This window comes from Salmonella sp. SA14318 (assembly GCF_029866905.1).
GTDB classification, from domain to species: domain Bacteria; phylum Pseudomonadota; class Gammaproteobacteria; order Enterobacterales; family Enterobacteriaceae; genus Salmonella; species Salmonella enterica.
Window position 1 is genome coordinate 859,432 of sequence record NZ_CP123282.1, and the last position, 24,400, is coordinate 883,831.

Consider the following 24,400-nt stretch of genomic DNA (forward strand, 5'->3'; position numbering starts at 1 on the left):
TCGCCCTTATAACCGCATTTTGACAAGTCAAATAAAAGAAATCAGACCATGTTTGAAATTAACCCGGTGAATAACCGCATTCAGGACCTCACGGAACGCACCAACGTTCTTAGGGGGTATCTTTGACTACGATGCTAAGAAAGAGCGTCTGGAAGAAGTAAACGCCGAGCTGGAACAGCCGGATGTCTGGAACGAACCTGAGCGCGCGCAGGCGCTAGGAAAAGAGCGTTCATCGCTCGAAGCGATCGTCGATACGCTTGATCAAATGACTCAGGGGCTGGACGACGTTTCCGGGCTGCTGGAACTGGCGGTAGAAGCTGACGACGAAGAGACGTTTAACGAAGCCGTCGCGGAGCTGAATACGCTGGAAGAGAAACTAGCGCAGTTGGAATTCCGCCGGATGTTCTCCGGCGAGTACGATAGCGCCGATTGCTATCTCGATATTCAGGCCGGTTCTGGTGGTACTGAAGCGCAGGACTGGGCCAGCATGTTGCTGCGTATGTATCTGCGTTGGGCGGAAGCGCGCGGCTTCAAGACGGAAGTCATTGAAGAGTCGGAAGGGGAAGTCGCCGGCATTAAGTCCGCGACTATCAAAATCTCCGGCGAATATGCCTATGGCTGGCTGCGCACTGAAACCGGCGTACATCGTCTGGTGCGTAAAAGCCCGTTTGACTCCGGCGGTCGCCGTCATACCTCGTTTAGCTCCGCGTTTGTGTACCCGGAAGTGGACGACGATATCGATATCGACATTAACCCGGCGGATCTGCGTATCGACGTCTATCGCGCGTCTGGCGCAGGCGGTCAGCACGTTAACCGTACGGAATCCGCAGTGCGTATCACCCATATTCCCACCGGGATTGTGACGCAGTGCCAGAACGACCGTTCGCAGCACAAAAACAAAGACCAGGCCATGAAGCAGATGAAAGCGAAGCTTTATGAACTGGAGATGCAGAAAAAGAACGCTGAAAAACAGGCGATGGAAGACACTAAGTCCGATATCGGCTGGGGAAGCCAGATTCGTTCCTATGTCCTGGACGATTCCCGCATTAAAGACCTGCGTACTGGGGTGGAAACCCGCAATACACAGGCGGTACTGGACGGTAGTCTGGATCAATTTATCGAAGCAAGTTTGAAAGCAGGGCTATGAGGAATCAACATGTCTGAACAAAACGCACAGGGCGCTGACGAGGTAGTCGATCTTAACAATGAAATGAAGGCACGTCGCGAGAAGCTGGCTGCACTGCGTGAGCAGGGTATCCCGTTCCCGAACGATTTCCGTCGTGACCGTACCTCAGACCAACTGCACGCAGAGTTTGACGCGAAAGAAGCTGAAGAACTGGAAGCGCTGAATATTGAAGTGTCCGTCGCGGGCCGTATGATGACTCGCCGTATTATGGGTAAGGCCTCTTTTGTTACCCTGCAAGACGTAGGCGGCCGCATTCAGCTGTATGTGGCGCGCGATGATCTGCCGGAAGGCGTTTACAACGAGCAGTTCAAGAAGTGGGATCTTGGCGATATCCTCGGCGCGAAAGGTAAGCTGTTCAAAACCAAAACCGGCGAGCTGTCTATCCACTGCACCGAACTGCGCCTGCTGACGAAAGCGCTGCGTCCGTTGCCGGATAAATTCCACGGCCTGCAGGACCAGGAAGCGCGCTATCGCCAGCGTTATCTGGATCTCATCTCTAACGATGAATCCCGTAACACCTTCAAAACCCGTTCGAAGATCCTGGCCGGTATTCGCCAGTTTATGGTTGCTCGCGGCTTTATGGAAGTCGAAACGCCGATGATGCAGGTGATCCCAGGCGGCGCGTCTGCCCGTCCGTTTATCACCCATCACAACGCGCTGGATCTGGACATGTACCTGCGTATCGCACCGGAACTGTACCTCAAGCGTCTGGTGGTTGGCGGCTTCGAACGCGTATTCGAAATTAACCGTAACTTCCGTAACGAAGGCATCTCCGTGCGCCATAATCCTGAGTTCACCATGATGGAACTCTATATGGCGTATGCGGACTACAAAGACCTGATCGAATTGACTGAGTCTCTGTTCCGTACGCTGGCGCAGGATGTTCTGGGCACCACCCAGGTTCCGTACGGTGATGAAGTGTTTGACTTCGGTAAGCCGTTCGAAAAACTGACCATGCGTGAAGCGATCAAGAAATATCGTCCGGAAACGGATATGGCTGATCTGGACAACTTCGACTCCGCGAAGGCGATTGCTGAAAGCATCGGCATTCACGTCGAGAAGAGCTGGGGTCTGGGCCGTATCGTCACTGAGATCTTTGACGAAGTCGCTGAAGCGCATCTGATTCAGCCGACCTTCATCACCGAATATCCGGCTGAAGTGTCTCCGCTGGCGCGTCGTAATGATGTGAACCCGGAAATCACTGACCGCTTCGAGTTCTTTATCGGCGGTCGTGAAATCGGTAATGGCTTTAGCGAGTTGAACGATGCGGAAGACCAGGCGCAGCGTTTCCTGGATCAGGTTAATGCAAAAGCGGCGGGCGACGACGAAGCCATGTTCTACGACGAAGACTACGTGACGGCGCTGGAACACGGTTTACCGCCGACAGCGGGTCTGGGAATTGGTATCGACCGTATGGTGATGCTGTTTACTAACAGCCACACAATTCGCGACGTTATTCTGTTCCCGGCGATGCGTCCGGTGAAATAAGATGTAAATTGCCGGATGGGGCATTAGCCGCCATCCGGCATCTCTTCGTTCAGACGTAGCGCCATCAGGCAATCTTTAACGCTGGCAGTAATTGAGCAGTCGTTCACGCGCTTGTTCGTCTGACGCTTGCATGACCATCCACGGGCTAAATGCCCACGGCGTAGTGAGAAGGCTTTTCCATACGCTTTTAAATTCGCTCCACTGATAGTCCATCACCTCTTCGCTGTTAACCTGCAACACACTGGTTGCCCGCGCGGCAAATACCGGACAGACTTCATTTTCCACAATACCGTTTGGATCTGTCGCCCGATAGCTGAAGTGCGGATAGACGGGGGTGAGATCGGTAATTTCCACGCCGAGTTCGAACCGACAACGGCGGATGATCGCCTCTTCGGTGGTTTCGCCTTGTTGCGGATGACCGCAAACTGAATTCGTCCACACGCCTGGCCAGGCTTTTTTGCTCAGCGACCGTCGTGTTACCAGCAACTGACCATCTTCGTTAAATAGCCAGCAGGAGAAAGCCAGATGCAAAGGCGTATTAAGCGTATGAGCCGCATACTTTTCCAGTGTGCCGGAAGGCTTATCCTGCTCATCCAATAAAACGACATGTTCCTCAGTCATGAAAGCTCCTGAAAATTAAAATGACCCGGCAGCATGGCCAGGCCATATACTCAGACGATCAGCGTAGCGCATAACAGAAAGAAAGGCATTACCAAAACAGGCCCTGACAGAACGCAGACGAGCGCCATTGCGCCGTGAGTCGATATTATGCTGGCATATCGGATATTCGCGGCATCATCATCCGCGCGGACCCTTTCCGGCGTCAATGGATTGGGCATACGGCATTTGGCTGCTATCATAAGGCGTCTGTCAATAGAGTGAGGAATGGTTTTGAGCGCAGGACGCCTGAACAAAAATAGCCTGGGTATTGCGGTGCTGTTATGCACAGGGCTGCTGCTGGCGGGGTGTTCCAGTAATTCCGGCTCAGGAACGTATTCCGGCTCCGTCTATACCGTTAAGCGCGGCGATACGTTGTATCGTATATCGCGCGCCACGGGAACCAGCGTGAAAGAACTGGCCCGGCTGAATGGCATTTCTCCGCCTTATACTATTGAGGTGGGGCAGCGAATTAAAGTGCGCGGCAGCGCAAAGAGTAGCAGTTCAGCACGCAAAACCAGCAATAAAACAGCAACAAAAACTGCCGCGGTCAGACCGTCATCTTCGGTGCCAAAATCCTCCTGGCCGCCGGTGGGGCAGCGCTGTTGGGTATGGCCCGCCAACGGTAAAGTGATTTTACCTTATTCCACCGCGGAGGGCGGAAATAAGGGCATCGATATTGCGGGCGCGCGCGGAACGCCTGTTTATGCGGCGGGAGCGGGTAAAGTTGTCTATGTCGGGAACCAGCTGCGCGGTTACGGCAATCTCATCATGATTAAGCACAATGAAGATTACATTACGGCTTACGCTCATAATGACACCATGCTGGTTAATAATGGGCAAAGCGTTAAAGCGGGGCAAAAAATCGCTACGATGGGCAGCACGGATGCCGCATCCGTAAGGCTACACTTCCAGATTCGCTACCGGGCGACGGCCATCGATCCGCTGCGTTATCTGCCGCCGCAGGGGAGTAAACCGAAGTGCTGACGGTGAATTAATCGCCAGTCAGCCAGTAAGTCTCTTGCCAACCAGAACGTAAGGTTTATAATGCCTTACGCATCTCAAAGCGGGCGTAGTTCAATGGTAGAACGAGAGCTTCCCAAGCTCTATACGAGGGTTCGATTCCCTTCGCCCGCTCCAGACAAATATCTTCTAATATTTACTAACCCCACGAATTTACAGCAATTTTTCCTGTCGGCCCCACAGTGAACAGGGTTTCAATGCCTATGTCGGACGGCTCTGGCGACTCTGGTAATGACTTTATCATTCAGCCCGCAGCACAACGATGCCTGGTCTGGAATGCATGTATTCCATAAACGGTGTGTCCACCACTTTTCTGTTTGCGGCCAATGAGGAGGCGTTCCGAAACCACACCTGTTCATCATGGCGAACTACGATACCCACATGTGAAACGTCCAGCCCGTCAAGCGGGGAGTAGACACCGATATAGTCCCCATTTTTTAGGTGGTTCATGACCTGCTGGTTGATGGCTCTTCCGGGAATATAATTTATTTTACGAGGATGGATGCCCAGACCAGGAATGTACTCGCCGCCATCAGGTTTATGGTTAAGCTGCTTGTCAACAACGATATAATCAGGGCTGATATACGGCGTTACATCCCGTGCATTACGCGGTACTGCGGCGAACCAGTCAGAGAAGAAGTGCCGGCGGCTGAGATAAGCAACTTTGCCTGCGGCGTAGCGAGTCCTGGCAAGATTATGCAGAAACGATTTCTGATTATCGCTGCGGGCCAGGGCCTCAACGTAATCAGCCAGGGTAAAGCAGTCCACGCCGTTGAAATTCGCTACAAGGACTTCGGGTGTGCCGGGCCCACCGATGAGCGTATTTGCCTGATAAGGTGTTCCGAGAAAAGCAGACGATACGCGGCTGATAACTTCTCCATGGTTTTCGCCTTTATAAGGAATGACATCCGACTGGATAATCCGGCTTACTTTTTCTGCCGTAACGCTGTCCATGCTGGTCTGATATTTTTCTGTGCCAGGGACGGTACAGGCCGTCAGATGCGCCGACATAAGCAAAATTGTCCATGTATTTACCTTCATTATCATCTCCGGAAAGGTTCAAATCCCTTTTTTACCTTTACCGGAAATGGTTGTGATGGATACAGAAAAACGCCAGAGGTTGATTACAGGTTGAGTAATATGAACGCTGATGATGATAAATGTGAAGATCATCATACGACTTTATTCGCAGTTGTTTTTTGCCTGATCGTCAAAGCCAACATGCCCCTTCAGGCTGGCGATACATACCGGTCAAATCCGTGCCGAACTGGCCCGCAAGGGAACACCTGTCGGGCCTTATGACCAGATGATTGCTGGCCATGCCCGTAGCCGCGGACTGGTCGTCGTCACAAACAATCTCCGCGAGTTTGAACGCATTCCGGGTATCCGAATCGAAGACTGGTGCTAATTTCTGCATCAGATGTTATCCCCGGATTCAAACTCTTTTCCGGATTTAGTGGCACAGTCAGTTTGGTTACCTGCTTAATGGTGGTTTGCATCACATTTTTAGCTGGTGGTATTTTTTTATGTTGACTGGAGATACCTGCCAACAGCATAACTTTTACGGCCAGATAATAAATAAAAGAGTACCAAAATGTCGTATCCTGACATGTTTACGAAGGGAGTACCGCTCCCTTCTTTTTTTGTTTCCTGGATACTCACTGAACAATGCCGTTACTGCCCGATAACTGCCGCATCCCCTCTCCATAGCCGTTTCCTGCAACTAAGTCACAGACGTTGGTTTACCAGGCCGATATGACTTCTTTCCCGTTATATACCCTTCATACTTCAAGTGGCTTATGTGTTGACTACGGATTACTCGGCCCATCATGGGCCTCGCCCTGACGGGCCGTCGCACGCGACGTTCAAATCTGCTCCCGGCAGATTTGTCGCTCACCCCAGTCACAGAGTTATCTATGCTCCTGGGGACTCACTCCCTTGCCGCCTTTAAGCAACTCAAATTATTTTGGGTATATATCAGTGAACTTCTATTTTTGTCAGTTTTTATTTTTCAGTTTATTTATTATTAAATACTGTTTCTGGCCTGTATATATTTTCGTGAATAGCCTCCCGACAGCCGCAGACAAAGATATTTGCTGGCGTAACAGCGCTCATAATTTAAAAGATTTATTTATAGTTTGTTATCACGGAAAGATTTTAACTTAATACATGCCAGTAAGGCATCAGGTAAAAATAACCGGAGAGAAGAAGATGAACAAAATGCTATTAGCCGGAAGTGCCGGTATTGTTCTGCTGTCTGCTGCAGCCAGTCCGGTATGGGCAGACGATAATGCCAGTACATTTTCACTTGGATACGCCCAGTCCCATACTAATCACGCCGGGACGTTGCGTGGGGTTCGGCTGGCAAACAACTATGAAATGTCACCGGACTGGGGGCTGACAACCTCATTTGCCTGGCTAAATGGAAGCCAGCGCTATTCCGATGAAAGCAGTAATGGTCGTGTAACAACCCGTTATTACTCCCTGCTTGCAGGCCCTTCATGGAAAATAAATAACCAGTTAAGCCTGTATAGTCAAGTGGGCCCCGTATTATTGCATCAGCGTGATCACGGAATAAATGAGTCTGACAGTAAGGTCGGATATGGTTATTCTGCAGGCGTGGCTTATACCCCGGTCAGTAATGTCGCTATAAATCTGGGTTATGAGGGTGCGGATTTTGATGCTACCCATAACAGCGGAAGCCTTAATAGCAACGGCTTTAATCTTGGCGTGGGTTACCGGTTCTGAATAGGATAACCCGATAAAAAATGTTACTTTGTGGAGATGATGGATTATGAAAAGCCATATTATGCCAGGCGTTGCGCTGATGGTTCTCCTGTTTTCAGGAAATGTTATGGCCGCAACAAACATGACTGATAATGTTACTCTGAATAATGACAAGATATCCGGACAGGCCTGGCAGGCCATGCGTGATATCGGAATGTCGCGATTCGAGTTGTTTAATGGTCGAACCCAAAAGGCGGAACAACTGGCTGCGCAAGCAGAAAAACTCCTGAACGATGACAGCACTGACTGGAATCTGTATGTCAAATCAGATAAAAAAGCCCCAGTTGAAGGAGACCGCTATATTCGGATAAATTCATCGATTACGGTAGCCGAAGATTATCTCCCTGCGGGCCAGAAAAATGATGCTATTAATAAAGCAAACCAGAAAATGAAAGAAGGAGATAAAAAAGGGACTATAGAGGCCCTGAAACTAGCAGGCGTCAGTATGATTGAAAATCAGGAACTCATTCCTCTTCAGCAAACCCGTAAGGATGTGACCACAGCGCTTTCCTTGATGAACGAAGGAAAATACTATCAGGCAGGTCTGATACTGAAATCAGCTCAGGATGGCATAATTGTGGATTCTCAGTCAGTTCAGGAATTACCCACGGCCCCCGTGCAGCACGATTCCGCGCATTAATATCCCCCAGCCTGCTGTATATATTACAGCAGGCAGCATTATGTCTGACAGCTATTACCAGTTTGTTCTTTGCTGTCGGCATTGTTTTTAAATTTCATCCGTGAAGTTCAGTAATGTCAGGGTACCTGCATTCATATCTATTGTGATGCTCATCACAAATACAGAAGAATATCATTTCATTTATTATTTTTTATCCCTTCCGCTTATGATGGTTCATAATGATTTATTAAGTTAATGTTTTGGAATTAAATGCCTTTTACTTGTGTTATATCTGGTTTTTTATGCTACCAGTAGTTTCATTGTTATATATGGTTAGTATTATGTTTTGTAAATATCCAGTGTGATGGAAAAGCAAAACATACATTCCCGATAACATATTACAAAGTATTTCATGTCCACTGCGAATATCTGTCTGTTAGGTATTCATCCGCTTATAATTACATTAAAAAGTATTTCTTTGATGATTATTCTTAAATCACGATCATAATCATCGATCGTATCGATCTATTTTTATTGTTTTAATTTGAATAAGAATTTTCTTACAACTGATTAGGCATTAGCTGAAATCAATATTTTTCGATGGAAAGTTCAGGTGCTTCGTTTAACACCAGGCGTTTATTATTCATACGAATCTTTTCTGAACGCTTTCATTAATACCCTCAGATTTGTTTTCAGCCTTTGCAAAATAATTCTCATTCACCCAAAGGACATATTATCTATGCGTAATAAAATAATACTTGCCATGGCGGCTGCCGGTATGATGTATGGCGCTTCTGTATATGCAGTCGATCCACCAACAGCAGGCCCGTTCGGCTCAGGTAAAATTACCTTTACTGGCACCATCACCAACTCCCCCTGTGATATCGCACCGGGCGACGATGCGATCACCGTTCCGTTTGGACAGATTTCTTACCGTAAACTGAATACCGCCGACGCAACCACGGACTCAAAACCGTTCACCATTCATCTGCAGAACTGTGCTTTCGATCCGAATGTCCCGGACACAGCTGGCTCCGCAGGGAAAATGTCCAAAGTGACTGTCTCTTTCTCTGGCGGAGCCAATGTCGCGAAAAAGGCTTACACCACCAGCGGCAGCGCACAGCATGTTGGTGTCCAGCTACTGAAGAGTGACAACACCGCAATTATCGAGCCCAACACCCAGATGCCGGATGGCGACGCTCAGCAACTGCAGGCCGGAAACAACGAACTCAACTTCTATGCCCGGCTAATAGCACTGGATAATGGCGTCACGCCCGGTGACTTCACCGCATCTGTCACCTACACCCTGAGATACCTGTGATTTTACGCGGTAAATAACGACAGGGAGAAGCCGTCCACGGAGGGGTTCGGACGGCTTTTATATCTGACCATGCCTGCGGGCTGTCTGTTACACGGACGACAACACGAAAGCGCCATGCCATGAAAATTACCCGGCTTGCCATTCTGATTACCCTGACATTTTCCGTCCTGAAGTCGCAGGCCACGGAGTTCAATGCCAGCCTGCTGGACAGCGGGAACCTGTCTAACGTGGACCTCACGGCCTTCAGCCGCGAGGGGTATGTGGCGCCCGGTAACTATATTCTCGATATCTGGCTCAATGACCAGCCGGTACGGGAACAGTATCCGGTCAGAGTTGTACCGGTTGCCGGACGCGACGCGGCCGTCATCTGTGTGACAACAGACATGGTGGCCATGCTGGGTCTTAAGGATAAGATTATTCATGGCCTGAAACCCGTTACCGGTATCCCGGACGGGCAATGCCTTGAGCTGCGCTCCGCTGACAGTCAGGTACGGTACAGCGCTGAAAATCAGCGTCTGACCTTCATTATCCCCCAGGCCTGGATGCGATATCAGGACCCGGACTGGATCCCCCCTTCACGCTGGAGCGACGGCGTCACCGCCGGCCTGCTCGATTACAGCCTGATGGTCAACCGCTATATGCCGCAGCAGGGGGAGACCTCTACCAGCTACAGCCTCTACGGCACCGCCGGGTTTAATCTCGGCGCCTGGCGGTTGCGGAGCGATTACCAGTACAGCCGTTTTGACAGTGGGCAGGGCGCATCACAGTCTGATTTTTATCTGCCGCAGACGTATCTGTTCCGTGCCCTGCCAGCACTGCGTTCAAAACTGACGCTCGGACAGACGTACCTCAGCTCCGCTATTTTTGACTCCTTCCGCTTTGCCGGGCTCACTTTGGCCAGCGATGAGCGCATGCTGCCGCCCTCTCTTCAGGGGTATGCCCCGAAAATCAGCGGCATTGCGAACAGTAATGCACAGGTTACCGTCAGCCAGAATGGTCGCATTCTGTACCAGACCCGGGTGTCGCCGGGGCCTTTTGAGCTTCCCGACCTGAGCCAGAATATCAGCGGCAACCTGGATGTCAGCGTCCGGGAAAGCGACGGTAGCGTCCGGACATGGCAGGTCAACACGGCCAGCGTCCCCTTTATGGCACGCCAGGGACAGGTTCGCTATAAGGTGGCCGCCGGACGTCCGCTGTACGGCGGGACGCATAACAACAGCACGGTCAGCCCTGACTTTCTGCTCGGGGAGGCCACCTGGGGAGCATTTAACAACACGTCGCTGTATGGCGGCCTCATTGCCTCCACCGGCGACTACCAGTCCGCGGCACTCGGGATCGGCCAGAATATGGGGCTGCTGGGCGCTCTGTCTGCGGACGTCACCCGCTCAGATGCGCGGTTGCCACATGGGCAGAAGCAGTCCGGTTACAGCTACCGTATCAACTATGCCAAAACGTTTGATAAAACCGGCAGTACCCTGGCGTTCGTCGGATACCGCTTCTCGGACCGCCATTTTCTGTCCATGCCGGAGTACCTGCAGCGTCGGGCCACTGACGGCGGCGATGCATGGCATGAAAAACAAAGCTACACCGTGACTTACAGCCAGTCCGTTCCGGTACTCAACATGAGCGCGGCCCTCTCGGTAAGCCGGCTCAATTACTGGAATGCGCAGTCCAACAATAACTACATGCTCAGCTTCAACAAAGTGTTCAGTCTCGGCGAGCTTCAGGGGCTCTCGGCCTCGGTGTCGTTTGCCCGTAACCAGTACACCGGCGGGGGTAGCCAGAACCAGGTCTACGCCACCATCAGTATCCCGTGGGGCGACAGTCGCCAGGTGAGCTACAGCGTGCAGAAGGATAACCGGGGTGGCCTGCAGCAGACCGTGAATTACAGCGATTTCCATAACCCGGACACCACATGGAACATCAGCGCCGGTCATAACCGCTATGACACCGGCAGTAACAGCAGCTTTAGCGGCAGCGTGCAGAGTCGTCTACCGTGGGGCCAGGCGGCAGCGGACGCCACCCTGCAGCCCGGACAGTACCGCAGCCTGGGCCTGAGCTGGTACGGCTCGGTGACTGCCACCGCCCACGGTGCCGCTTTCAGCCAGTCGATGGCCGGGAATGAGCCCCGCATGATGATAGATACCGGAGACGTGGCCGGTGTGCCGGTGAACGGCAACAGCGGGGTGACCAACCGCTTCGGGGTGGGCGTGGTGAGCGCCGGCAGCAGCTATCGCCGCAGCGATATTTCGGTTGATGTGGCCGCCCTGCCGGAGGACGTGGATGTCAGCAGCTCCGTCATCAGCCAGGTGCTGACGGAGGGCGCGGTGGGTTACCGGAAGATTGACGCCAGCCAAGGGGAGCAGGTGCTCGGTCATATCCGGCTGGCTGATGGCGCAAGTCCGCCGTTTGGCGCCCTGGTGGTGTCCGGGAAAACCGGCAGAACCGCGGGGATGGTCGGAGATGACGGTCTGGCTTACCTGACCGGACTCAGCGGGGAAGACCGCCGGACCCTGAACGTGTCCTGGGATGGCCGGGTGCAGTGCAGACTCACCCTGCCGGAAACGGTGACACTCAGCCGGGGGCCGCTGTTACTGCCCTGCAGATAAAAATATCCCTGTCACAGAGCAGGACTAAAGGAGAAAACAGGTGAAAAACAGCAGAAGAAGCCGTGTGATTTTACTCGCACTGGCGGCAGCATGGAGCCAGTGCAGCCCGGCGGCCGTCAATGTCGACCGGACCCGTATTATCATGGATGCATCGCAGAAAACGGTGGCCATCACGCTGAATAACGATGACAAAACCACGCCGTTTCTGGCGCAGTCCTGGGTGACGGACGCTGACGGGGTGAGAACCGATGCGCTGATGGCGCTGCCGCCGCTGCAGCGTATTGATGCCGGACAGAAATCCCAGGTCCGTATCACCCAGGTTCGTGGGCTGACAGATAAGCTCCCCCAGGACAGGGAAACACTGTTCTGGTTTAACGTGCGGGGAGTTCCCCCGAAGCCGGAAGACGACAACGTCCTGCAGCTGGCCATGCAGAGCCAGCTGAAACTGTTTTACCGTCCGAAAGCCATTATCAGAAGCAGCAGTGACCAGCCGGAAAGAAAGCTGACTGCTGAGCGGAATGCGGGACACCTGACCCTCAGAAACCCGACGCCGTACTACATCACTGTGGCGTGGCTGGGAGCAGACCGCAGCCACAGGCTCAGCGGTTTCCGCGAGGGCGTGATGGTGCCGCCCCTGGGGAGCCTGCCTTTAAAGGCTGTTCTGCCGGCAGAAACCCGGACGCTGTGGGTGGGGTATATTGATGATTACGGTGGACTGCAGATGAACCGCTACGCCTGCGATGCCCTGAACTGCGCGTTTAAGGACGCAGGGGCGACATCATGACAGAATGGATTTTTAATCTGAAAACAAAACTGACCGTGCTGGTGATGATGTTGTGCTCTTTATGTGTGACTAAAGTGTATGCGGTTGAGCCAAGCCTGAATGAATGTATCATTACCTCTGGTCAGAATATTAATTTTAAAAACATAAATATAACAAACGATAATTACACCCCGGGTCCGGGGACAGTTGTCAGCACAATAACTCAGAAGTTCACTTATTCGTGTAATATATCATCTTTGATTTCAGGTAAACCACCTTTACTGTTATTAAATCAGCCTTATTTCAGAGATTTTACCAAAAAGTTAGACAGTATGGGCCTGGGTTTTCAGGTGTCCGTTACCGACGCTCCTGTCTTAACCTGGGACGATATTAAAGGGATATCGCAGGGAGGAAATGAGCCTAAAGTGGAATTTGGACAGCCTTTACCTCCAGGGCTCACGACACGAACCGCAACTGTAAAAATGGACTTCTTATATCTGACAGCCTACAAAGAGAGCAGTGCTGTGTACACTTTTTCCGGTATAAATAATGTGATGAATGTTGTTCCGGTAAATTATGCTCAAAGAAACAACGGATTTGTTTTATCTGGTTTTAATGTGAGAATTCTCAGAAACGGATTGGGTAAAGTTGACATTGTTCCATTACAGGTCAACTTTGGGCATATTTATACGACTTATGAACCTTCACAGACCAGACAGGCAAATTTTACAGTGATCGCCAGGCAGGTTTTACGACCGGCTATGGGACAGGAATTCACGATCCCTCTGGCCATCACCTTCGGGAAAGGTGCGCTGACACAGGATACCGGGCAAACTCTGAATCTTGTCAGTCTGGATGGCCCCAACAAAGGTCAGCCTAATGGACTCCGGCTTTCAATAAAAGATGATAAAGGAAAAGAGATTACTTTTGATAAACAAGAAGTACTGGGGGATATTACTATTACAGGAACTGTCACCGGTAATGTGTCGAAGGTATATACTGCAGTAATAACCCCGACCCCGGGGGGAAGTGTAAAGACAGGAAAGTTTTCTGCTGCAATACCCGTTACTGTTACCTATAACTAATCGGGGGTGACAGATAATAAAAATAAAAGAGCTGACTGAGTTATCGGGGAACTAATCCCGAATAAACCCACATTAATAATAAATACTATTTAAGAGCTGTTCTTCACCTCCGGAAAATTATTTACCCAGTTATGGAGAGGTTTTATGTGCCCTGATAATACACACGCAAAAAAGCAGTACCTTATCCCAGGTAACGATATTCATTATCCCGGACAGACCAACCATGATGCCTGTTTTATTCCGGTAAGTGTCCGCCAGTATGCCGGCGAGCCCCTGTATATCATCGTGGCACACTGGTGCCTGTTGCAGCAGAACTGGGTTCAGCGTAACCAGATAGCAGAGGCGTTTCACATCACGGCCAGACGGGCCAGCTACCTGATTGCCTATCTGCGAAGCAAAACATCACGGGTGGTCAGCATCTGCCGTCACCAGACCCTGCCCAATAAAGCACGACGCTATGAGATTTATGTTATCCGGGTTCTTGACAGTCCCACCCCGTCCACGCGCCGTGAAAAGGCCGGACCGCCACCGGTATCAAAACGCCGGGTCGGTAATGGTGACAGGTCGATGGCAAATGAACTGTGGAACCGGCTGTGCAGTAACAGAAATGCGGGAAAGATCCTGAAAAAGAAGGAGAATGAGGATGACGGAACATAACCGGATACCGGCCCGGCAGATTATCGTTTACGGTGACTGCTGGCCGGTGACGATCGCCGTGGCACACCTGGTCCGGAGATTTCTGCCGAGCTGCAACTGTGAAACCGCATACAGGCTGCCTGTTCTGTTGCAGCAATTACGTCGGAAACCGGAGGCCATACTGATACTATGTCTGCGTCCCCGTGAACATCTCTTTTTGTTCTATTCCCTGAGACAGATACTGCCGGACTACCCGGTTATGATTATCAGCGATGAGCTGTTTTTCAGCGACCGGGTGGTACTGAAGGTATACGGCGGCATCCCGGCGCTGCTGGAGCAGGAACTGGCGGAGATACTTATCCGGGGGCGGCGGGGTGAACAGTGGGCCGGGGGCGCACGCCTGCGCAGGACAGGAGAGCTGGACGCCTTTTTGTTATCTCCGGCTCCGGTGACGGGCTTTCTGGAAGTGCCACCGATATTTAACAATCCGAAGCGGTTGATGAACTATATGGACCAGTTGATGCACCGGGAGATACTGGCATGCGGAGTGAGCCTGGCCCAGTTACGCTTGCTTCAGGAAGTTTACCGTGGACGGGGAAGGTTGTCAGCGTTGTGTGGAAGGCTGAATACGCAGGAGAAGCAAATCTGGCAGGACAAATACCGGTTACTGGTGAAGTTGGGAATGCGGAACCGATTACGGGAACTGCTGTTTGGTACCCGGTTTTGTAAATCACTGCAGCGAACTCCGTTTATCGCGCCGCAATAACCCGCCTCCGGCGACCCTATCCAGAAACACTGACACGCCGGCTAAACCCGGTGGCGGTGGGGTATTTTTTGCCTGTGGTGTAGTGGAGTAAAATACAGAATTCAGGCGGGATGCTGAATGTATGGCCTTTCATACCGTTTGATAAGTAAAAACGCTTCTGGAATGAAACCCGAAGTGAATGATACGGCCTGAGCAGAAGCGTTACATATTTACTGCATGATCCCGGTATAGCCATGAATTCCCATATACACGCCGACCAGACCAATCAGAATGCTCGAAAAATAGGGTGCCCGCCGGGCAAGCGTCGAAAAACCACTCCAGCGCTTTGCTGCCTGTTGAACGCTTATCGCCGCGCCCACGCCTACCGTCACCAGCGTTAATGCCAGGCCAAGACTAAAGCTCAGCACCATCGTGGCGCCCAGCGTAAACGCTTTAAGCTGGATACAAATCAGTAAAACGGTGATCGCAGCCGGACAGGGGATAAGCCCTCCGGTCAGGCCGAACAGCAGGATCTGTCCATTAGTCACTGTTTGACCATCAAAACGGCGTTGAATATCGGCAGCATGGGCGCGTTCATGGGCATCCTGATACGCTTTTGACGTTGCGCCTTCCGGATGTATGTGACCATGATGGTCGTGGTCGTGGTCGTGGTCGTGGTCGTGGTCGTGGTCGTGGTCGTGGTCGTGGTCGTGATGATGGTTTCCCGCTAGCCACTGCTGCTCGCCTCGCCATGTCCGCCAGAACATCCAGCACGCGGTGCTCAGAATAATGATCGCAGAAATTAACTGCAGCCATGGTTCCACTGATTGTGCGGTGAATGCCCGGCTAAGATACATCCCACCCAGCGCGATTAACCAGACGATCGCGGTATGAGAAAGCGTTGCTGCCAGACCGAGCATGACAGCCTGTTTAACCGTACCTTTAATGGCAATGATAAAAGCCGCCATCATGGTTTTGGAGTGCCCTGGTTCAAGCCCGTGCAAAATACCTAATAAAATGGCGCTGGGAATGAAGAACCAGCCGTTTCCTTGCTGAAGAAGTGTCGAAAATTCACCCATGAGAATGATTCTTAGTTGTTTTATGTGGGCGTTATTCTACTCCCCCCCAGTATGGAATACTACCCCCCAGTAGCATCGTAATGCTATAATTTGTATTCGTTAATGTTAGTGAGGTGTTGCAATGTCACATACCATCCGGGACAAACAAAAGCTTAAAGCCAGAACCAGCAAGATTCAGGGACAGGTGATAGCGCTAAAAAAAATGCTGGATGAACCGCATGAATGCGCGGCCGTGTTACAACAGATCGCGGCGATTCGCGGCGCGGTAAATGGCTTAATGCGCGAGGTGATTAAAGGGCATTTGACCGAGCATATCGTTCATCAGAGTGATGAAGCCAGACGTGAAGAAGATCTGGACGTAATATTAAAGGTGCTGGATTCTTATATAAAATAGCCGGGAGTTATATCCCGGCTATCTTTTACTTTAGCCGAAAAACATCACCGATACGCAAAGTAAACCGACGACCAACGTAATGAAATTACCTATTGAACGGTAGGGTTTCAATGCCGGTATCAGGTACGTTGACAACGTGGGCATAATAAACAGAATCATCGCAATGAGCGGGCCGCTAATAGCATAAATCATAGAGATGGCATTCGGGTTAATACAGCAAATAATAAACGTAATCCCGGAGACCAGCATGATAGACAGCGCGCGATTGAACGCCCGGCTTTTTTTCACGCCAACCTGCTGTAGGGTGGTTCTTACCATTTCGGTTGCGCCCTCAATGACGCCGAAATAGGTGCCGAGGAAAGATTTCGACATGGCCACGACGGCAACGATAATACCGGAAATAGAGAGCCAGGCCGGCGCATTGGGCATCATCGAGAGCGCGGAAAGGATGGTAACGCCTTCGTTGCGCGCGTCTTCAATGTATGACGGCGGAATGGAGAGCAGGCAGCTAAAGACAAAGAACAGCACGCTCAGGCAGATAATCAGGTAGGCGACCTTCATGATCTTTTTGCATTTATCCATGGCCTGATCGCCAAAATTTTCCCGTCTGTCGATGGCAAACGTCGAAATAATGGGCGTATGGCTAAAAGCAAAAACCATCACCGGAATAGAAATCCATACCTGGTGCAACGTGTGACTATCCAAAGACATCTGCCCGGTCAGTAACGAAGGTTGCCAGCTTCCGGTTAAGTAGAGCGAAAGGAACAAGAAGTAAGCGATAAGTGGAAAGACTAAAAAGCCCATTACGCGAAGAGTGGCATGTCTTCCCATTAAGAAAATCATATTCAGGATAAGTACTACGCCGAAGCTAACTGCCATCCGGATGCGAATATCTATCTGAATATGCTTCGCTAATTGCTCTGTCAGGGAATTGGTAATCGCCACAGCATAAATTAATACCACGACAAAAAACGCAATGAAATAAAGCGTGGTAATAATACTGCCGATTTTCTTGCCGTAATAATGAGTAACGGCGCCAGTAATTCCCTCACCGGCAGAAGTCTTTGAGGAAAGAATAAACTGACACAGCGCCTTATGCGGCCAGTATGTCAGAGGCCAGGCGACCAGCGCGGTAATAAATAGCACGATTGCGCCTGCCGATCCCAACTGGATGGGAAGGAAAAGAGTGCCTGCGCCTACAGCCGTTCCGTATAATGCAAAACTCCAGAGAGTCTCATCTTTTGACCAAATTTTAGACATTATTTGAATTTATCAACTATAAAACACACAAAAAGAAGCGCAATTTACCATAAATAGCGTCAGTTGGGGGCGTTTTAAGCAGATGGATGTCGTGGAGGAGGGGGGCCGGGAGCGTTGCGATCCCGGCAAAAAAGAGCAATATCATGCACTAACGCGCTGTTGGCGGCGGGTCACTATTCGCTGGCGTAAAACATCGTATGCCCAGTTGTACAGCATCGTGTACGGCAAAAAGAACAGGAAGAAACCAATTTCCAGGGTGAATGCTTGTAGCAGGCTGACATTCAGTACCCAGGCGACAATACTCACGCCAATGACAATAAACCCACTTTCAAATCCTAACGCATGGAGTGCGCGCACTTTGGCGGTTCGTCTCACCTGATGCGCAGGCCACAGTCGATCAAACAGAGCGTTATAAATGATATTCCAGATCATGGCCGTCGTTGCCAGCAATATCGTCAGGCCGCCCATCTCCAGCACCGAGCGCTGCATTAGCCAGGCGGTCGTTGGCGCCAGTATCGCAGTCGCAATACCTTCAAAACAGACAGCATGGAAAATACGCTCCGGCAGCGAGCGACGTTGTATGGCGTCATGTTGCATAAACGAAAAAACCTTACTCTTAATCAAGCTAAAGAAATTTCCGCTATTTTATCGTTTAATGTGATACCTAAAAGATAACATCCATCGATAAAGCAGATAGGTTATGCGTTACTCACCTGAAGCGTTAATGGCATTTGTTGAGACCGTCTCTTGCGGCTCGTTTTCTGCGGCGGCGCGCCGCCTGCGTAAAAGCCAGTCCACCATTAGTACCGCCATTGCGCATCTGGAGGCGGATCTGGGATTTTCATTATTTGATCGATCTTCGCGCCAGCCCGTTCTGACCGAAGAAGGAAAACGGGTGCTTAGCTACGTTCAGGCTATTTTATCGGCGAGCGACCGTCTGGATGAGGTGGCGCTGACGTTATCCGGCGAGACGGAGGCAAGACTCACGTTCGTCCTCTCTGATACCCTGCACCCTGACAGTCTGGAAGAGTTAATGGCGCAGTTTGATCGTCAATTCCCGCATACCGAGTTTGAATGCTTGATCGGAGAAAATGATGATGTCATCGACCTGCTGCAAAAAGGGCGCGCCCAGATAGGCCTGATTGAAGCGCGTGATGACTATCCCACAGACATTGGCGCGACGCGTCTGCCTGTTCAAAGCTGGATGGGGGTTTATGTGGCGACCACGCATCCGTTGGCGTCGCAGACGAACCTGCAATGGGAGCAACTGCATACCTGGCGCGAGCTGCGTCTGAATACCTACCTTGACTCTAACGCCAACATTACGCGCGGCCCGGCCTGGTCAGCGCCAAACTATTTATTGCTGTTGAGCATGGCGGTTCAGGGATTTGGCTGGTGCGTATTGCCCTGCGCGCTGGTGGAAGAGTTTGCGGCGGAAAAACCGCTGGCGCAGCTGGATGTTCCTGGCTGGCCGAGGGCGATTGCTATTGATTTGCTGTGGAACAAGAAAACGCCGCCCGGAACGGCGGGGAACTGGCTTCGCTACCATTTGCAGCAGAAATAAGCTGCGTCACCGTCAAATCAGCGTCATTTCCTTTGTGATAAAACTCACTTTTTTTAAACAATCAAGATAACTAATTTTAACAATGCTCTACTATGGCGGTGTCATTTTGCGCTGAGGTGGTAATGAAAGAGGTTGTGATAGTGGGGGCTTTACGGACACCCATCGGCTGTTTTCAGGGAACGCTGGCCCGTCATTCCGCCGTCGAGCTGGGGAGCATGGTCGTAAAAGCGTTAATTGAGCGCACCGGCGTGGACGCTAATGCTATCGATGAGGTCATCCTCGGTCAGGTGCTGACGGCTGGCGCCGGGCAGAATCCGGCGCGTCAGTCAGCCATCAAAGGAGGGCTGCCGACTACCGTTTCCGCCATTACCATTAATGACGTTTGTGGTTCCGGTTTAAAAGCGTTGCACCTGGCGACGCAGGCTATTCAGTGCGGCGAAGCGGACATTGTTATTGCGGGCGGGCAGGAGAATATGAGCCGTGCGCCGCATGTCCTCAATGACAGCCGTAGCGGCGCGTTGCCTGATGCCGACAATCTGGTGGATAGTCTGGTACATGATGGCTTATGGGATGCCTTCAACGATTATCACATTGGCGTGACGGCAGAAAACCTGGCGCGGGAATATGGCATCAGCCGCGAGTTACAGGATGCTTATGCGCTCAGTTCGCAGCAAAAAGCCAGGGCCGCGATTGATACCGGGCGTTTTAAAGATGAGATTGTCCCCATCGTCACGCAACGTAATGGGCAGACCGCAATTGTCGATACGGATGAACAACCGCGGGCCGACGCCAGTGCGGAGGGGTTAGCCCTGCTGCATCCGGCGTTTGATAGTTTAGGTTCGGTGACGGCGGGTAATGCCTCCTCAATCAACGATGGCGCCGCCGCGGTGATGATGATGAGCGAGACGAAAGCCCGGGCGCTGGGGCTGCCGGTGCTGGCGCGCATCCGCGCGTTTGCCAGCGTCGGCGTCGATCCTGCGCTAATGGGGATTGCGCCGGTATATGCTACCCGGCGCTGTCTGGAGCGTGCCGGCTGGCAACTGACGGAGGTCGACCTTATCGAAGCCAACGAAGCGTTTGCCGCCCAGGCGTTGTCGGTAGGAAAAATGCTGGAATGGGATGAGCGACGGGTAAACGTTAATGGCGGCGCGATTGCGCTGGGGCATCCTATTGGCGCTTCCGGCTGTCGAATTCTGGTTTCACTGGTGCACGAAATGGTTAAACGCGACGCGCGAAAAGGCCTGGCGACGCTGTGTATCGGTGGCGGCCAGGGCGTTGCTTTAACCATTGAACGCGACTGATCCTGCGCCAGCCATCCTTTTCCTGCTTCAGTATTCCGTTATAAAAAGCCCTCTATCACGAGGGCAAAGCCAGTGACAGAACCCCCTTTTTCGTTATAGCGCAGAACGTCTTGCCGCGTCGGGCATTGCAGACGCATACCGCTTTTAATTCAATTCGCACATCAGACCCCGTTCCAAAACAAGCCCCAATTTTTATCTGAGTAACCGCATACAGCATCTGGCGCACATGTCTGAAAATCAGACAAGTGCGTAAGTTTTAGCGCCGTTCGTGATCGCTACAGCAGTTTTAAAAATAACCAACCATATAAATGAAACGTTGTTTTATTTATTATTGAAAACCTTCATCCAGGCGACTATGATGCCGTTAAATAAATCAAAACAGTGTTTTGATTTTATGCCATTGCGATCGATTTATCATTGGAGGGAAAAGTGGACGTAAGGCAAAGCATCCATAGCGAGCACGCTAAAACGCTGGACACCCAGGCGCTGCGACGCGAGTTTTTAATAGAAAATATTTTTGTCGCTGATGAATATACGATGGTCTACAGCCATATCGACCGTATTATTGTCGGCGGCATTATGCCCGTCAGCCATTCTGTTGAAATCGGCGGAGAGGTGGGTAAACAGCTTGGCGTTTCCCGGTTACTGGACCGCCGCGAGCTGGGCGTCATTAATATTGGCGGCGCGGGCGCCATTATCGTTGACGGGCAGCGCCATGATATTGGTCATCGTGATGCTCTGTATATTGGTAAAGGGGCGAAAGAGCTGGTCTTCGTCAGCAATGAGGCGAGCAGACCGGCGAAGTTTTATTACAACTGCGCGCCAGCGCATACCGCTTATCCGACGAAAAAAGTGTCGCCTGCCGACGTTGCGCCCGTCACCTTAGGCGATAACCTCACCAGTAACCGTCGCACCATCAATAAATACTTCGTACCGGATGTACTGGAAACCTGTCAGCTCAGTATGGGACTCACCGAACTGGCGCCCGGCAATCTATGGAACACCATGCCATGCCATACCCATGAGCGCCGTATGGAAGTGTACCTCTATTTCAATATGGAAGAGGACAGTTGCGTTTTCCATATGATGGGGCAGCCTCAGGAAACCCGTCATATTGTGATGCGTAATGAACAGGCGGTTATTTCCCCAAGCTGGTCAATACATTCTGGCGTTGGCACCAAAGCCTATACGTTTATTTGGGGCATGGTGGGAGAAAATCAGGTCTTCGATGACATGGATCACGTTGCGGTACAAGATCTGCGCTAGTCGCGACTGGTGATAACGCCTGTGCGTGACAGGCATGACAAAAATAAGGATTAACAATGATTTTGAATGCATTTTCTCTTGAAGGTAAAGTCGCGGTTGTGACGGGGTGCGATACCGGATTGGGGCAGGGGATGGCGTTAGGGCTGGCGGAAGCGGGCTGTGACATTGTCGGTATTAACATTGTTGAACCGACGGACACTATTGCGCGCGTCACCGCTCTGGGACGTCGTTTTTTAAGCCTGACAGCCGATCTGCGCCAAATCGATGGTATTCCGGCATTACTGGAACGGGCGGTGGCGGAATACGGTCATATTGATATTCTGGTGAATAACGCGGGTTTGATCCGTCGTGAAGATGCGATTGATTTCACGGAAAAAGACTGGGATGACGTCATGAACCTGAACATCAAGAGCGTGTTCTTTATGTCTCAGGCGGCGGCAAAACATTTTATTGCCCAGGGCAACGGCGGCAAAATTATTAATATCGCGTCTATGCTTTCCTTCCAGGGCGGCATTCGCGTTCCGTCTTATACCGCGTCGAAAAGCGGCGTAATGGGAATAACGCGTCTGATGGCGAACGAGTGGGCGAAACACAATATCAATGTAAACGCCATCGCGCCGGGCTATATGTCCACGAATAATACCCAGCAATTGCGCGCTGATGCACAACGTAGCGCCGAAATTCTCGACCGTATTCCGGCTGGACGTTGGGGGCTACCGGGCGATTTAATGGGGCCGGTAGTCTTCCTGGCATCCAGCGCCGCTGATTATGTTAACGGCTATACCATAGCGGTAGATGGCGGTTGGCTGGCGCGTTAATCCGCTACTGACAAATGCGTTTCTGGGAAAATCGACGCTTTGGCCGAAAAAACTGATAAAGCCCTGTCCTCGTACAGGGTTTTTTTATGATCTCATTAGCATAGTCCATATTGTGGGTTTAACTTAATCCATATATTGTTAAATAATAGCTATGATCAATGCTTTAACTTATTGAAATATTGGTGGTTTGAAAAAATACCCGGCAACGGCGTTAAATTTAAAAAGTGTAATATCCATCACATATCGCTATAGCGTAGCCATTTAATCCATATTTATGCCGTTTCCAGCCTGACACTTGAGGAAGAGTATCCCGTACTTTCAGGCTATGTCTTACTCTGTTGTGGCAGGAAAATATGGTCTCTATTAATCATGACTCTGCTTTAACGCCGCGTTCGCTTCGCGACACACGACGTATGAATATGTTTGTTTCGGTTTCTGCAGCGGTAGCGGGACTGTTATTTGGTCTGGATATCGGCGTTATCGCCGGGGCGCTGCCTTTTATTACCGACCATTTCGTACTGACCAGCCGGCTGCAGGAATGGGTCGTCAGCAGCATGATGCTTGGCGCGGCAATTGGCGCATTATTTAACGGCTGGCTTTCATTCCGGCTGGGGCGTAAGTATAGCCTGATGGCTGGCGCGATTTTGTTCGTGCTCGGCTCGCTGGGGTCGGCGTTTGCTTCCAGCGTGGAAGTATTGATTGGCGCCCGCGTGATACTGGGCGTAGCAGTAGGGATTGCCTCCTATACCGCGCCGCTTTATCTCTCTGAAATGGCAAGTGAAAATGTTCGCGGCAAAATGATCAGTATGTATCAACTGATGGTGACGTTAGGCATTGTGCTGGCTTTTTTATCCGATACGGCATTCAGCTACAGCGGCAACTGGCGCGCGATGTTGGGCGTGCTGGCGCTGCCTGCGGTGTTGCTCATTATTCTCGTGGTATTCCTGCCGAATAGTCCGCGTTGGCTGGCGCAAAAAGGTCGCCATATTGAAGCGGAAGAGGTGCTGCGTATGCTGCGCGATACCTCGGAAAAAGCCCGTGATGAACTGAATGAAATTCGGGAAAGCCTCAAACTCAAGCAGGGCGGGTGGGCATTATTTAAAGCTAACCGCAATGTTCGCCGCGCCGTGTTCCTCGGTATGTTGCTACAGGCAATGCAGCAGTTCACCGGCATGAACATCATTATGTACTATGCGCCGCGCATTTTTAAAATGGCCGGCTTTACCACCACGGAACAGCAAATGATCGCCACGCTGGTGGTCGGGCTGACCTTTATGTTCGCGACGTTTATCGCCGTCTTTACGGTCGATAAGGCCGGGCGTAAACCGGCGTTAAAAATCGGTTTCAGCGTAATGGCGTTAGGGACATTGGTGTTGGGCTACTGCCTGATGCAGTTTGATAACGGTACGGCATCAAGCGGCCTCTCCTGGCTTTCCGTTGGGATGACGATGATGTGTATCGCCGGTTACGCGATGAGCGCCGCTCCGGTGGTGTGGATACTGTGTTCGGAAATCCAGCCGCTGAAATGCCGTGATTTTGGCATTACCTGTTCAACCACGACAAACTGGGTATCGAACATGATCATCGGCGCGACATTCCTGACACTGTTGGACAGCATTGGCGCGGCAGGTACATTCTGGCTCTACACCGCGCTGAATATCGCTTTTATCGGTATCACTTTCTGGCTGATTCCGGAAACCAAAAATGTCACCCTGGAGCATATCGAACGCAAGCTAATGGCGGGCGAGAAGCTAAGAAATATTGGCGTGTAATCCCCCCTCCCATGCCGGATGACGCCT

General features: G+C 51.2%; 22 protein-coding genes, 1 tRNA gene and 1 pseudogene. 19 read left to right on the plus strand and 5 right to left on the minus strand.

The window, feature by feature from the left end; all coding sequences use genetic code 11:
* The first annotated feature begins 48 nt into the window (after window positions 1–48).
* Together prfB and lysS are read left to right on the plus strand one after the other, a co-directional pair.
* A protein-coding gene (gene prfB / locus QEN32_RS04140; RefSeq protein ID WP_010989230.1) for a peptide chain release factor 2 occupies window positions 49–1,147 on the plus strand; the annotation gives its coding sequence in 2 pieces (ribosomal slippage) (window positions 49–123 and window positions 125–1,147; 1,098 coding nt in all).
* A gap of 9 nt (window positions 1,148–1,156) precedes the next feature.
* Window positions 1,157–2,674, plus strand: coding sequence for a lysine--tRNA ligase (gene lysS / locus QEN32_RS04145; protein ID WP_000003339.1), 1,518 nt, complete (start codon window positions 1,157–1,159; stop codon window positions 2,672–2,674).
* A 75-nt stretch (window positions 2,675–2,749) separates the two neighbouring features.
* On the opposite strand, the gene idi is transcribed toward lysS, so the two are convergent.
* Window positions 2,750–3,295, minus strand: a complete 546-nt coding sequence (idi, locus tag QEN32_RS04150) for an isopentenyl-diphosphate Delta-isomerase (protein WP_000133996.1) — start codon at window positions 3,293–3,295, stop codon at window positions 2,750–2,752.
* A gap of 264 nt (window positions 3,296–3,559) precedes the next feature.
* Here idi and actS point away from each other — a divergent pair, with 264 nt between their 5' ends.
* Both actS and QEN32_RS04160 read left to right on the plus strand, forming a co-directional pair.
* A complete protein-coding gene (gene actS, locus QEN32_RS04155; RefSeq protein WP_000244325.1) occupies window positions 3,560–4,318 on the plus strand; it encodes an amidase activator ActS in 759 nt (252 codons plus the stop codon).
* A 79-nt stretch (window positions 4,319–4,397) separates the two neighbouring features.
* Window positions 4,398–4,471, plus strand: a tRNA-Gly gene (locus QEN32_RS04160).
* A gap of 123 nt (window positions 4,472–4,594) precedes the next feature.
* Here the strand turns inward: QEN32_RS04160 and QEN32_RS04165 are convergent.
* Complete coding sequence (locus QEN32_RS04165) at window positions 4,595–5,401, minus strand: DUF1460 domain-containing protein (protein WP_001635492.1); 807 nt, start codon at window positions 5,399–5,401, stop codon at window positions 4,595–4,597.
* Between the two features lie 190 nt (window positions 5,402–5,591).
* Between QEN32_RS04165 and vapC the strand changes: the two are divergent.
* The 9 genes and pseudogenes from vapC to QEN32_RS04210 all read left to right on the plus strand — a co-directional run.
* Window positions 5,592–5,762, plus strand: a pseudogene (gene vapC / locus QEN32_RS04170) (tRNA(fMet)-specific endonuclease VapC); the annotation flags it as partial.
* 803 nt (window positions 5,763–6,565) lie between these two features.
* Window positions 6,566–7,102 (plus strand): STM3031 family outer membrane protein, encoded by a 537-nt coding sequence (locus QEN32_RS04175; protein WP_001038499.1) that lies wholly within the window; start codon window positions 6,566–6,568, stop codon window positions 7,100–7,102.
* 46 nt (window positions 7,103–7,148) lie between these two features.
* On the plus strand, window positions 7,149–7,781 hold the full coding sequence (locus tag QEN32_RS04180) for a YfdX family protein (protein ID WP_000835270.1): 633 nt from the start codon (window positions 7,149–7,151) through the stop codon (window positions 7,779–7,781).
* A gap of 718 nt (window positions 7,782–8,499) precedes the next feature.
* Entirely contained in the window at window positions 8,500–9,081 is a 582-nt protein-coding gene (locus QEN32_RS04185; RefSeq protein ID WP_001244649.1) for a fimbrial protein, read from the plus strand.
* A 119-nt stretch (window positions 9,082–9,200) separates the two neighbouring features.
* Window positions 9,201–11,690: a fimbrial outer membrane usher protein StdB gene (gene stdB / locus QEN32_RS04190; protein ID WP_000705496.1), complete on the plus strand. Its 2,490-nt coding sequence runs from the start codon at window positions 9,201–9,203 to the stop codon at window positions 11,688–11,690.
* Window positions 11,691–11,730: 40 nt separating this feature from the next.
* Window positions 11,731–12,474, plus strand: coding sequence for a fimbrial biogenesis chaperone StdC (gene stdC, locus QEN32_RS04195; protein ID WP_000798496.1), 744 nt, complete (start codon window positions 11,731–11,733; stop codon window positions 12,472–12,474).
* A complete protein-coding gene (locus tag QEN32_RS04200) occupies window positions 12,471–13,538 on the plus strand; it encodes a hypothetical protein (protein ID WP_000141336.1) in 1,068 nt (355 codons plus the stop codon). Before stdC ends, QEN32_RS04200 begins: the two co-directional genes overlap by 4 nt.
* Before the next feature lie 144 nt (window positions 13,539–13,682).
* Window positions 13,683–14,195 carry a CaiF/GrlA family transcriptional regulator gene (locus tag QEN32_RS04205; RefSeq protein ID WP_000336255.1) on the plus strand — a complete coding sequence of 171 codons (513 nt, stop codon included), beginning with the start codon at window positions 13,683–13,685 and terminating at the stop codon, window positions 14,193–14,195.
* The gene (locus tag QEN32_RS04210; protein ID WP_000134789.1) at window positions 14,182–14,940 is read left to right on the plus strand and encodes a transcriptional regulator; all 759 of its coding nucleotides are present in this window, start codon (window positions 14,182–14,184) and stop codon (window positions 14,938–14,940) included. Before QEN32_RS04205 ends, QEN32_RS04210 begins: the two co-directional genes overlap by 14 nt.
* Before the next feature lie 209 nt (window positions 14,941–15,149).
* On the opposite strand, the gene QEN32_RS04215 is transcribed toward QEN32_RS04210, so the two are convergent.
* Entirely contained in the window at window positions 15,150–15,998 is an 849-nt protein-coding gene (locus QEN32_RS04215; RefSeq protein ID WP_000503687.1) for a nickel/cobalt efflux protein RcnA, read from the minus strand.
* Window positions 15,999–16,119: 121 nt separating this feature from the next.
* Here QEN32_RS04215 and rcnR point away from each other — a divergent pair, with 121 nt between their 5' ends.
* Window positions 16,120–16,392, plus strand: a complete 273-nt coding sequence (rcnR, locus tag QEN32_RS04220; protein WP_000019953.1) for a Ni(II)/Co(II)-binding transcriptional repressor RcnR — start codon at window positions 16,120–16,122, stop codon at window positions 16,390–16,392.
* Window positions 16,393–16,422: 30 nt separating this feature from the next.
* Here rcnR and QEN32_RS04225 read toward each other — a convergent pair whose 3' ends face one another.
* Window positions 16,423–17,652 carry an amino acid permease gene (locus QEN32_RS04225; protein ID WP_000036836.1) on the minus strand — a complete coding sequence of 410 codons (1,230 nt, stop codon included), beginning with the start codon at window positions 17,650–17,652 and terminating at the stop codon, window positions 16,423–16,425.
* Between the two features lie 141 nt (window positions 17,653–17,793).
* Window positions 17,794–18,249, minus strand: a complete 456-nt coding sequence (locus QEN32_RS04230) for a multidrug/biocide efflux PACE transporter (protein ID WP_001519547.1) — start codon at window positions 18,247–18,249, stop codon at window positions 17,794–17,796.
* Between the two features lie 103 nt (window positions 18,250–18,352).
* Between QEN32_RS04230 and QEN32_RS04235 the strand changes: the two genes are divergently transcribed.
* The 5 genes from QEN32_RS04235 (at window position 18,353) to araE (ending at window position 24,373) form a co-directional block, all read left to right on the plus strand.
* The gene (locus QEN32_RS04235; protein ID WP_001270769.1) at window positions 18,353–19,216 is read left to right on the plus strand and encodes a LysR family transcriptional regulator; all 864 of its coding nucleotides are present in this window, start codon (window positions 18,353–18,355) and stop codon (window positions 19,214–19,216) included.
* 122 nt (window positions 19,217–19,338) lie between these two features.
* Window positions 19,339–20,517, plus strand: a complete 1,179-nt coding sequence (locus tag QEN32_RS04240) for an acetyl-CoA C-acetyltransferase (protein WP_053444909.1) — start codon at window positions 19,339–19,341, stop codon at window positions 20,515–20,517.
* Window positions 20,518–20,946: 429 nt separating this feature from the next.
* The gene (gene kduI / locus QEN32_RS04245; protein WP_000383274.1) at window positions 20,947–21,783 is read left to right on the plus strand and encodes a 5-dehydro-4-deoxy-D-glucuronate isomerase; all 837 of its coding nucleotides are present in this window, start codon (window positions 20,947–20,949) and stop codon (window positions 21,781–21,783) included.
* Between the two features lie 56 nt (window positions 21,784–21,839).
* Window positions 21,840–22,601 carry a 2-dehydro-3-deoxy-D-gluconate 5-dehydrogenase KduD gene (gene kduD / locus QEN32_RS04250; RefSeq protein WP_001650599.1) on the plus strand — a complete coding sequence of 254 codons (762 nt, stop codon included), beginning with the start codon at window positions 21,840–21,842 and terminating at the stop codon, window positions 22,599–22,601.
* Window positions 22,602–22,954: 353 nt separating this feature from the next.
* The gene (gene araE, locus QEN32_RS04255; RefSeq protein ID WP_000253650.1) at window positions 22,955–24,373 is read left to right on the plus strand and encodes an arabinose-proton symporter AraE; all 1,419 of its coding nucleotides are present in this window, start codon (window positions 22,955–22,957) and stop codon (window positions 24,371–24,373) included.
* The last annotated feature ends 27 nt before the right edge of the window (window positions 24,374–24,400 follow it).

Bases quoted from the DNA above. Each gene is read 5' to 3' on its own strand.
- stdB (WP_000705496.1), top strand. From the start codon at position 9,201: ATGAAAATTACCCGGCTTGCCATTCTGATTACCCTGACATTTTCCGTC.
- QEN32_RS04175 (WP_001038499.1), top strand. From the start codon at position 6,566: ATGAACAAAATGCTATTAGCCGGAAGTGCCGGTATTGTTCTGCTGTCT.
- QEN32_RS04185 (WP_001244649.1), top strand. From the start codon at position 8,500: ATGCGTAATAAAATAATACTTGCCATGGCGGCTGCCGGTATGATGTAT.
- lysS (WP_000003339.1), top strand. From the start codon at position 1,157: ATGTCTGAACAAAACGCACAGGGCGCTGACGAGGTAGTCGATCTTAAC.
- kduD (WP_001650599.1), top strand. From the start codon at position 21,840: ATGATTTTGAATGCATTTTCTCTTGAAGGTAAAGTCGCGGTTGTGACG.
- QEN32_RS04205 (WP_000336255.1), top strand. From the start codon at position 13,683: ATGTGCCCTGATAATACACACGCAAAAAAGCAGTACCTTATCCCAGGT.
- QEN32_RS04180 (WP_000835270.1), top strand. From the start codon at position 7,149: ATGAAAAGCCATATTATGCCAGGCGTTGCGCTGATGGTTCTCCTGTTT.
- rcnR (WP_000019953.1), top strand. From the start codon at position 16,120: ATGTCACATACCATCCGGGACAAACAAAAGCTTAAAGCCAGAACCAGC.
- QEN32_RS04215 (WP_000503687.1), bottom strand. From the start codon at position 15,998: ATGGGTGAATTTTCGACACTTCTTCAGCAAGGAAACGGCTGGTTCTTC.
- QEN32_RS04235 (WP_001270769.1), top strand. From the start codon at position 18,353: ATGCGTTACTCACCTGAAGCGTTAATGGCATTTGTTGAGACCGTCTCT.
- QEN32_RS04165 (WP_001635492.1), bottom strand. From the start codon at position 5,401: ATGATAATGAAGGTAAATACATGGACAATTTTGCTTATGTCGGCGCAT.
- QEN32_RS04210 (WP_000134789.1), top strand. From the start codon at position 14,182: ATGACGGAACATAACCGGATACCGGCCCGGCAGATTATCGTTTACGGT.
- idi (WP_000133996.1), bottom strand. From the start codon at position 3,295: ATGACTGAGGAACATGTCGTTTTATTGGATGAGCAGGATAAGCCTTCC.
- araE (WP_000253650.1), top strand. From the start codon at position 22,955: ATGGTCTCTATTAATCATGACTCTGCTTTAACGCCGCGTTCGCTTCGC.
- actS (WP_000244325.1), top strand. From the start codon at position 3,560: ATGGTTTTGAGCGCAGGACGCCTGAACAAAAATAGCCTGGGTATTGCG.
- QEN32_RS04240 (WP_053444909.1), top strand. From the start codon at position 19,339: ATGAAAGAGGTTGTGATAGTGGGGGCTTTACGGACACCCATCGGCTGT.
- QEN32_RS04225 (WP_000036836.1), bottom strand. From the start codon at position 17,652: ATGTCTAAAATTTGGTCAAAAGATGAGACTCTCTGGAGTTTTGCATTA.
- QEN32_RS04200 (WP_000141336.1), top strand. From the start codon at position 12,471: ATGACAGAATGGATTTTTAATCTGAAAACAAAACTGACCGTGCTGGTG.
- QEN32_RS04230 (WP_001519547.1), bottom strand. From the start codon at position 18,249: ATGCAACATGACGCCATACAACGTCGCTCGCTGCCGGAGCGTATTTTC.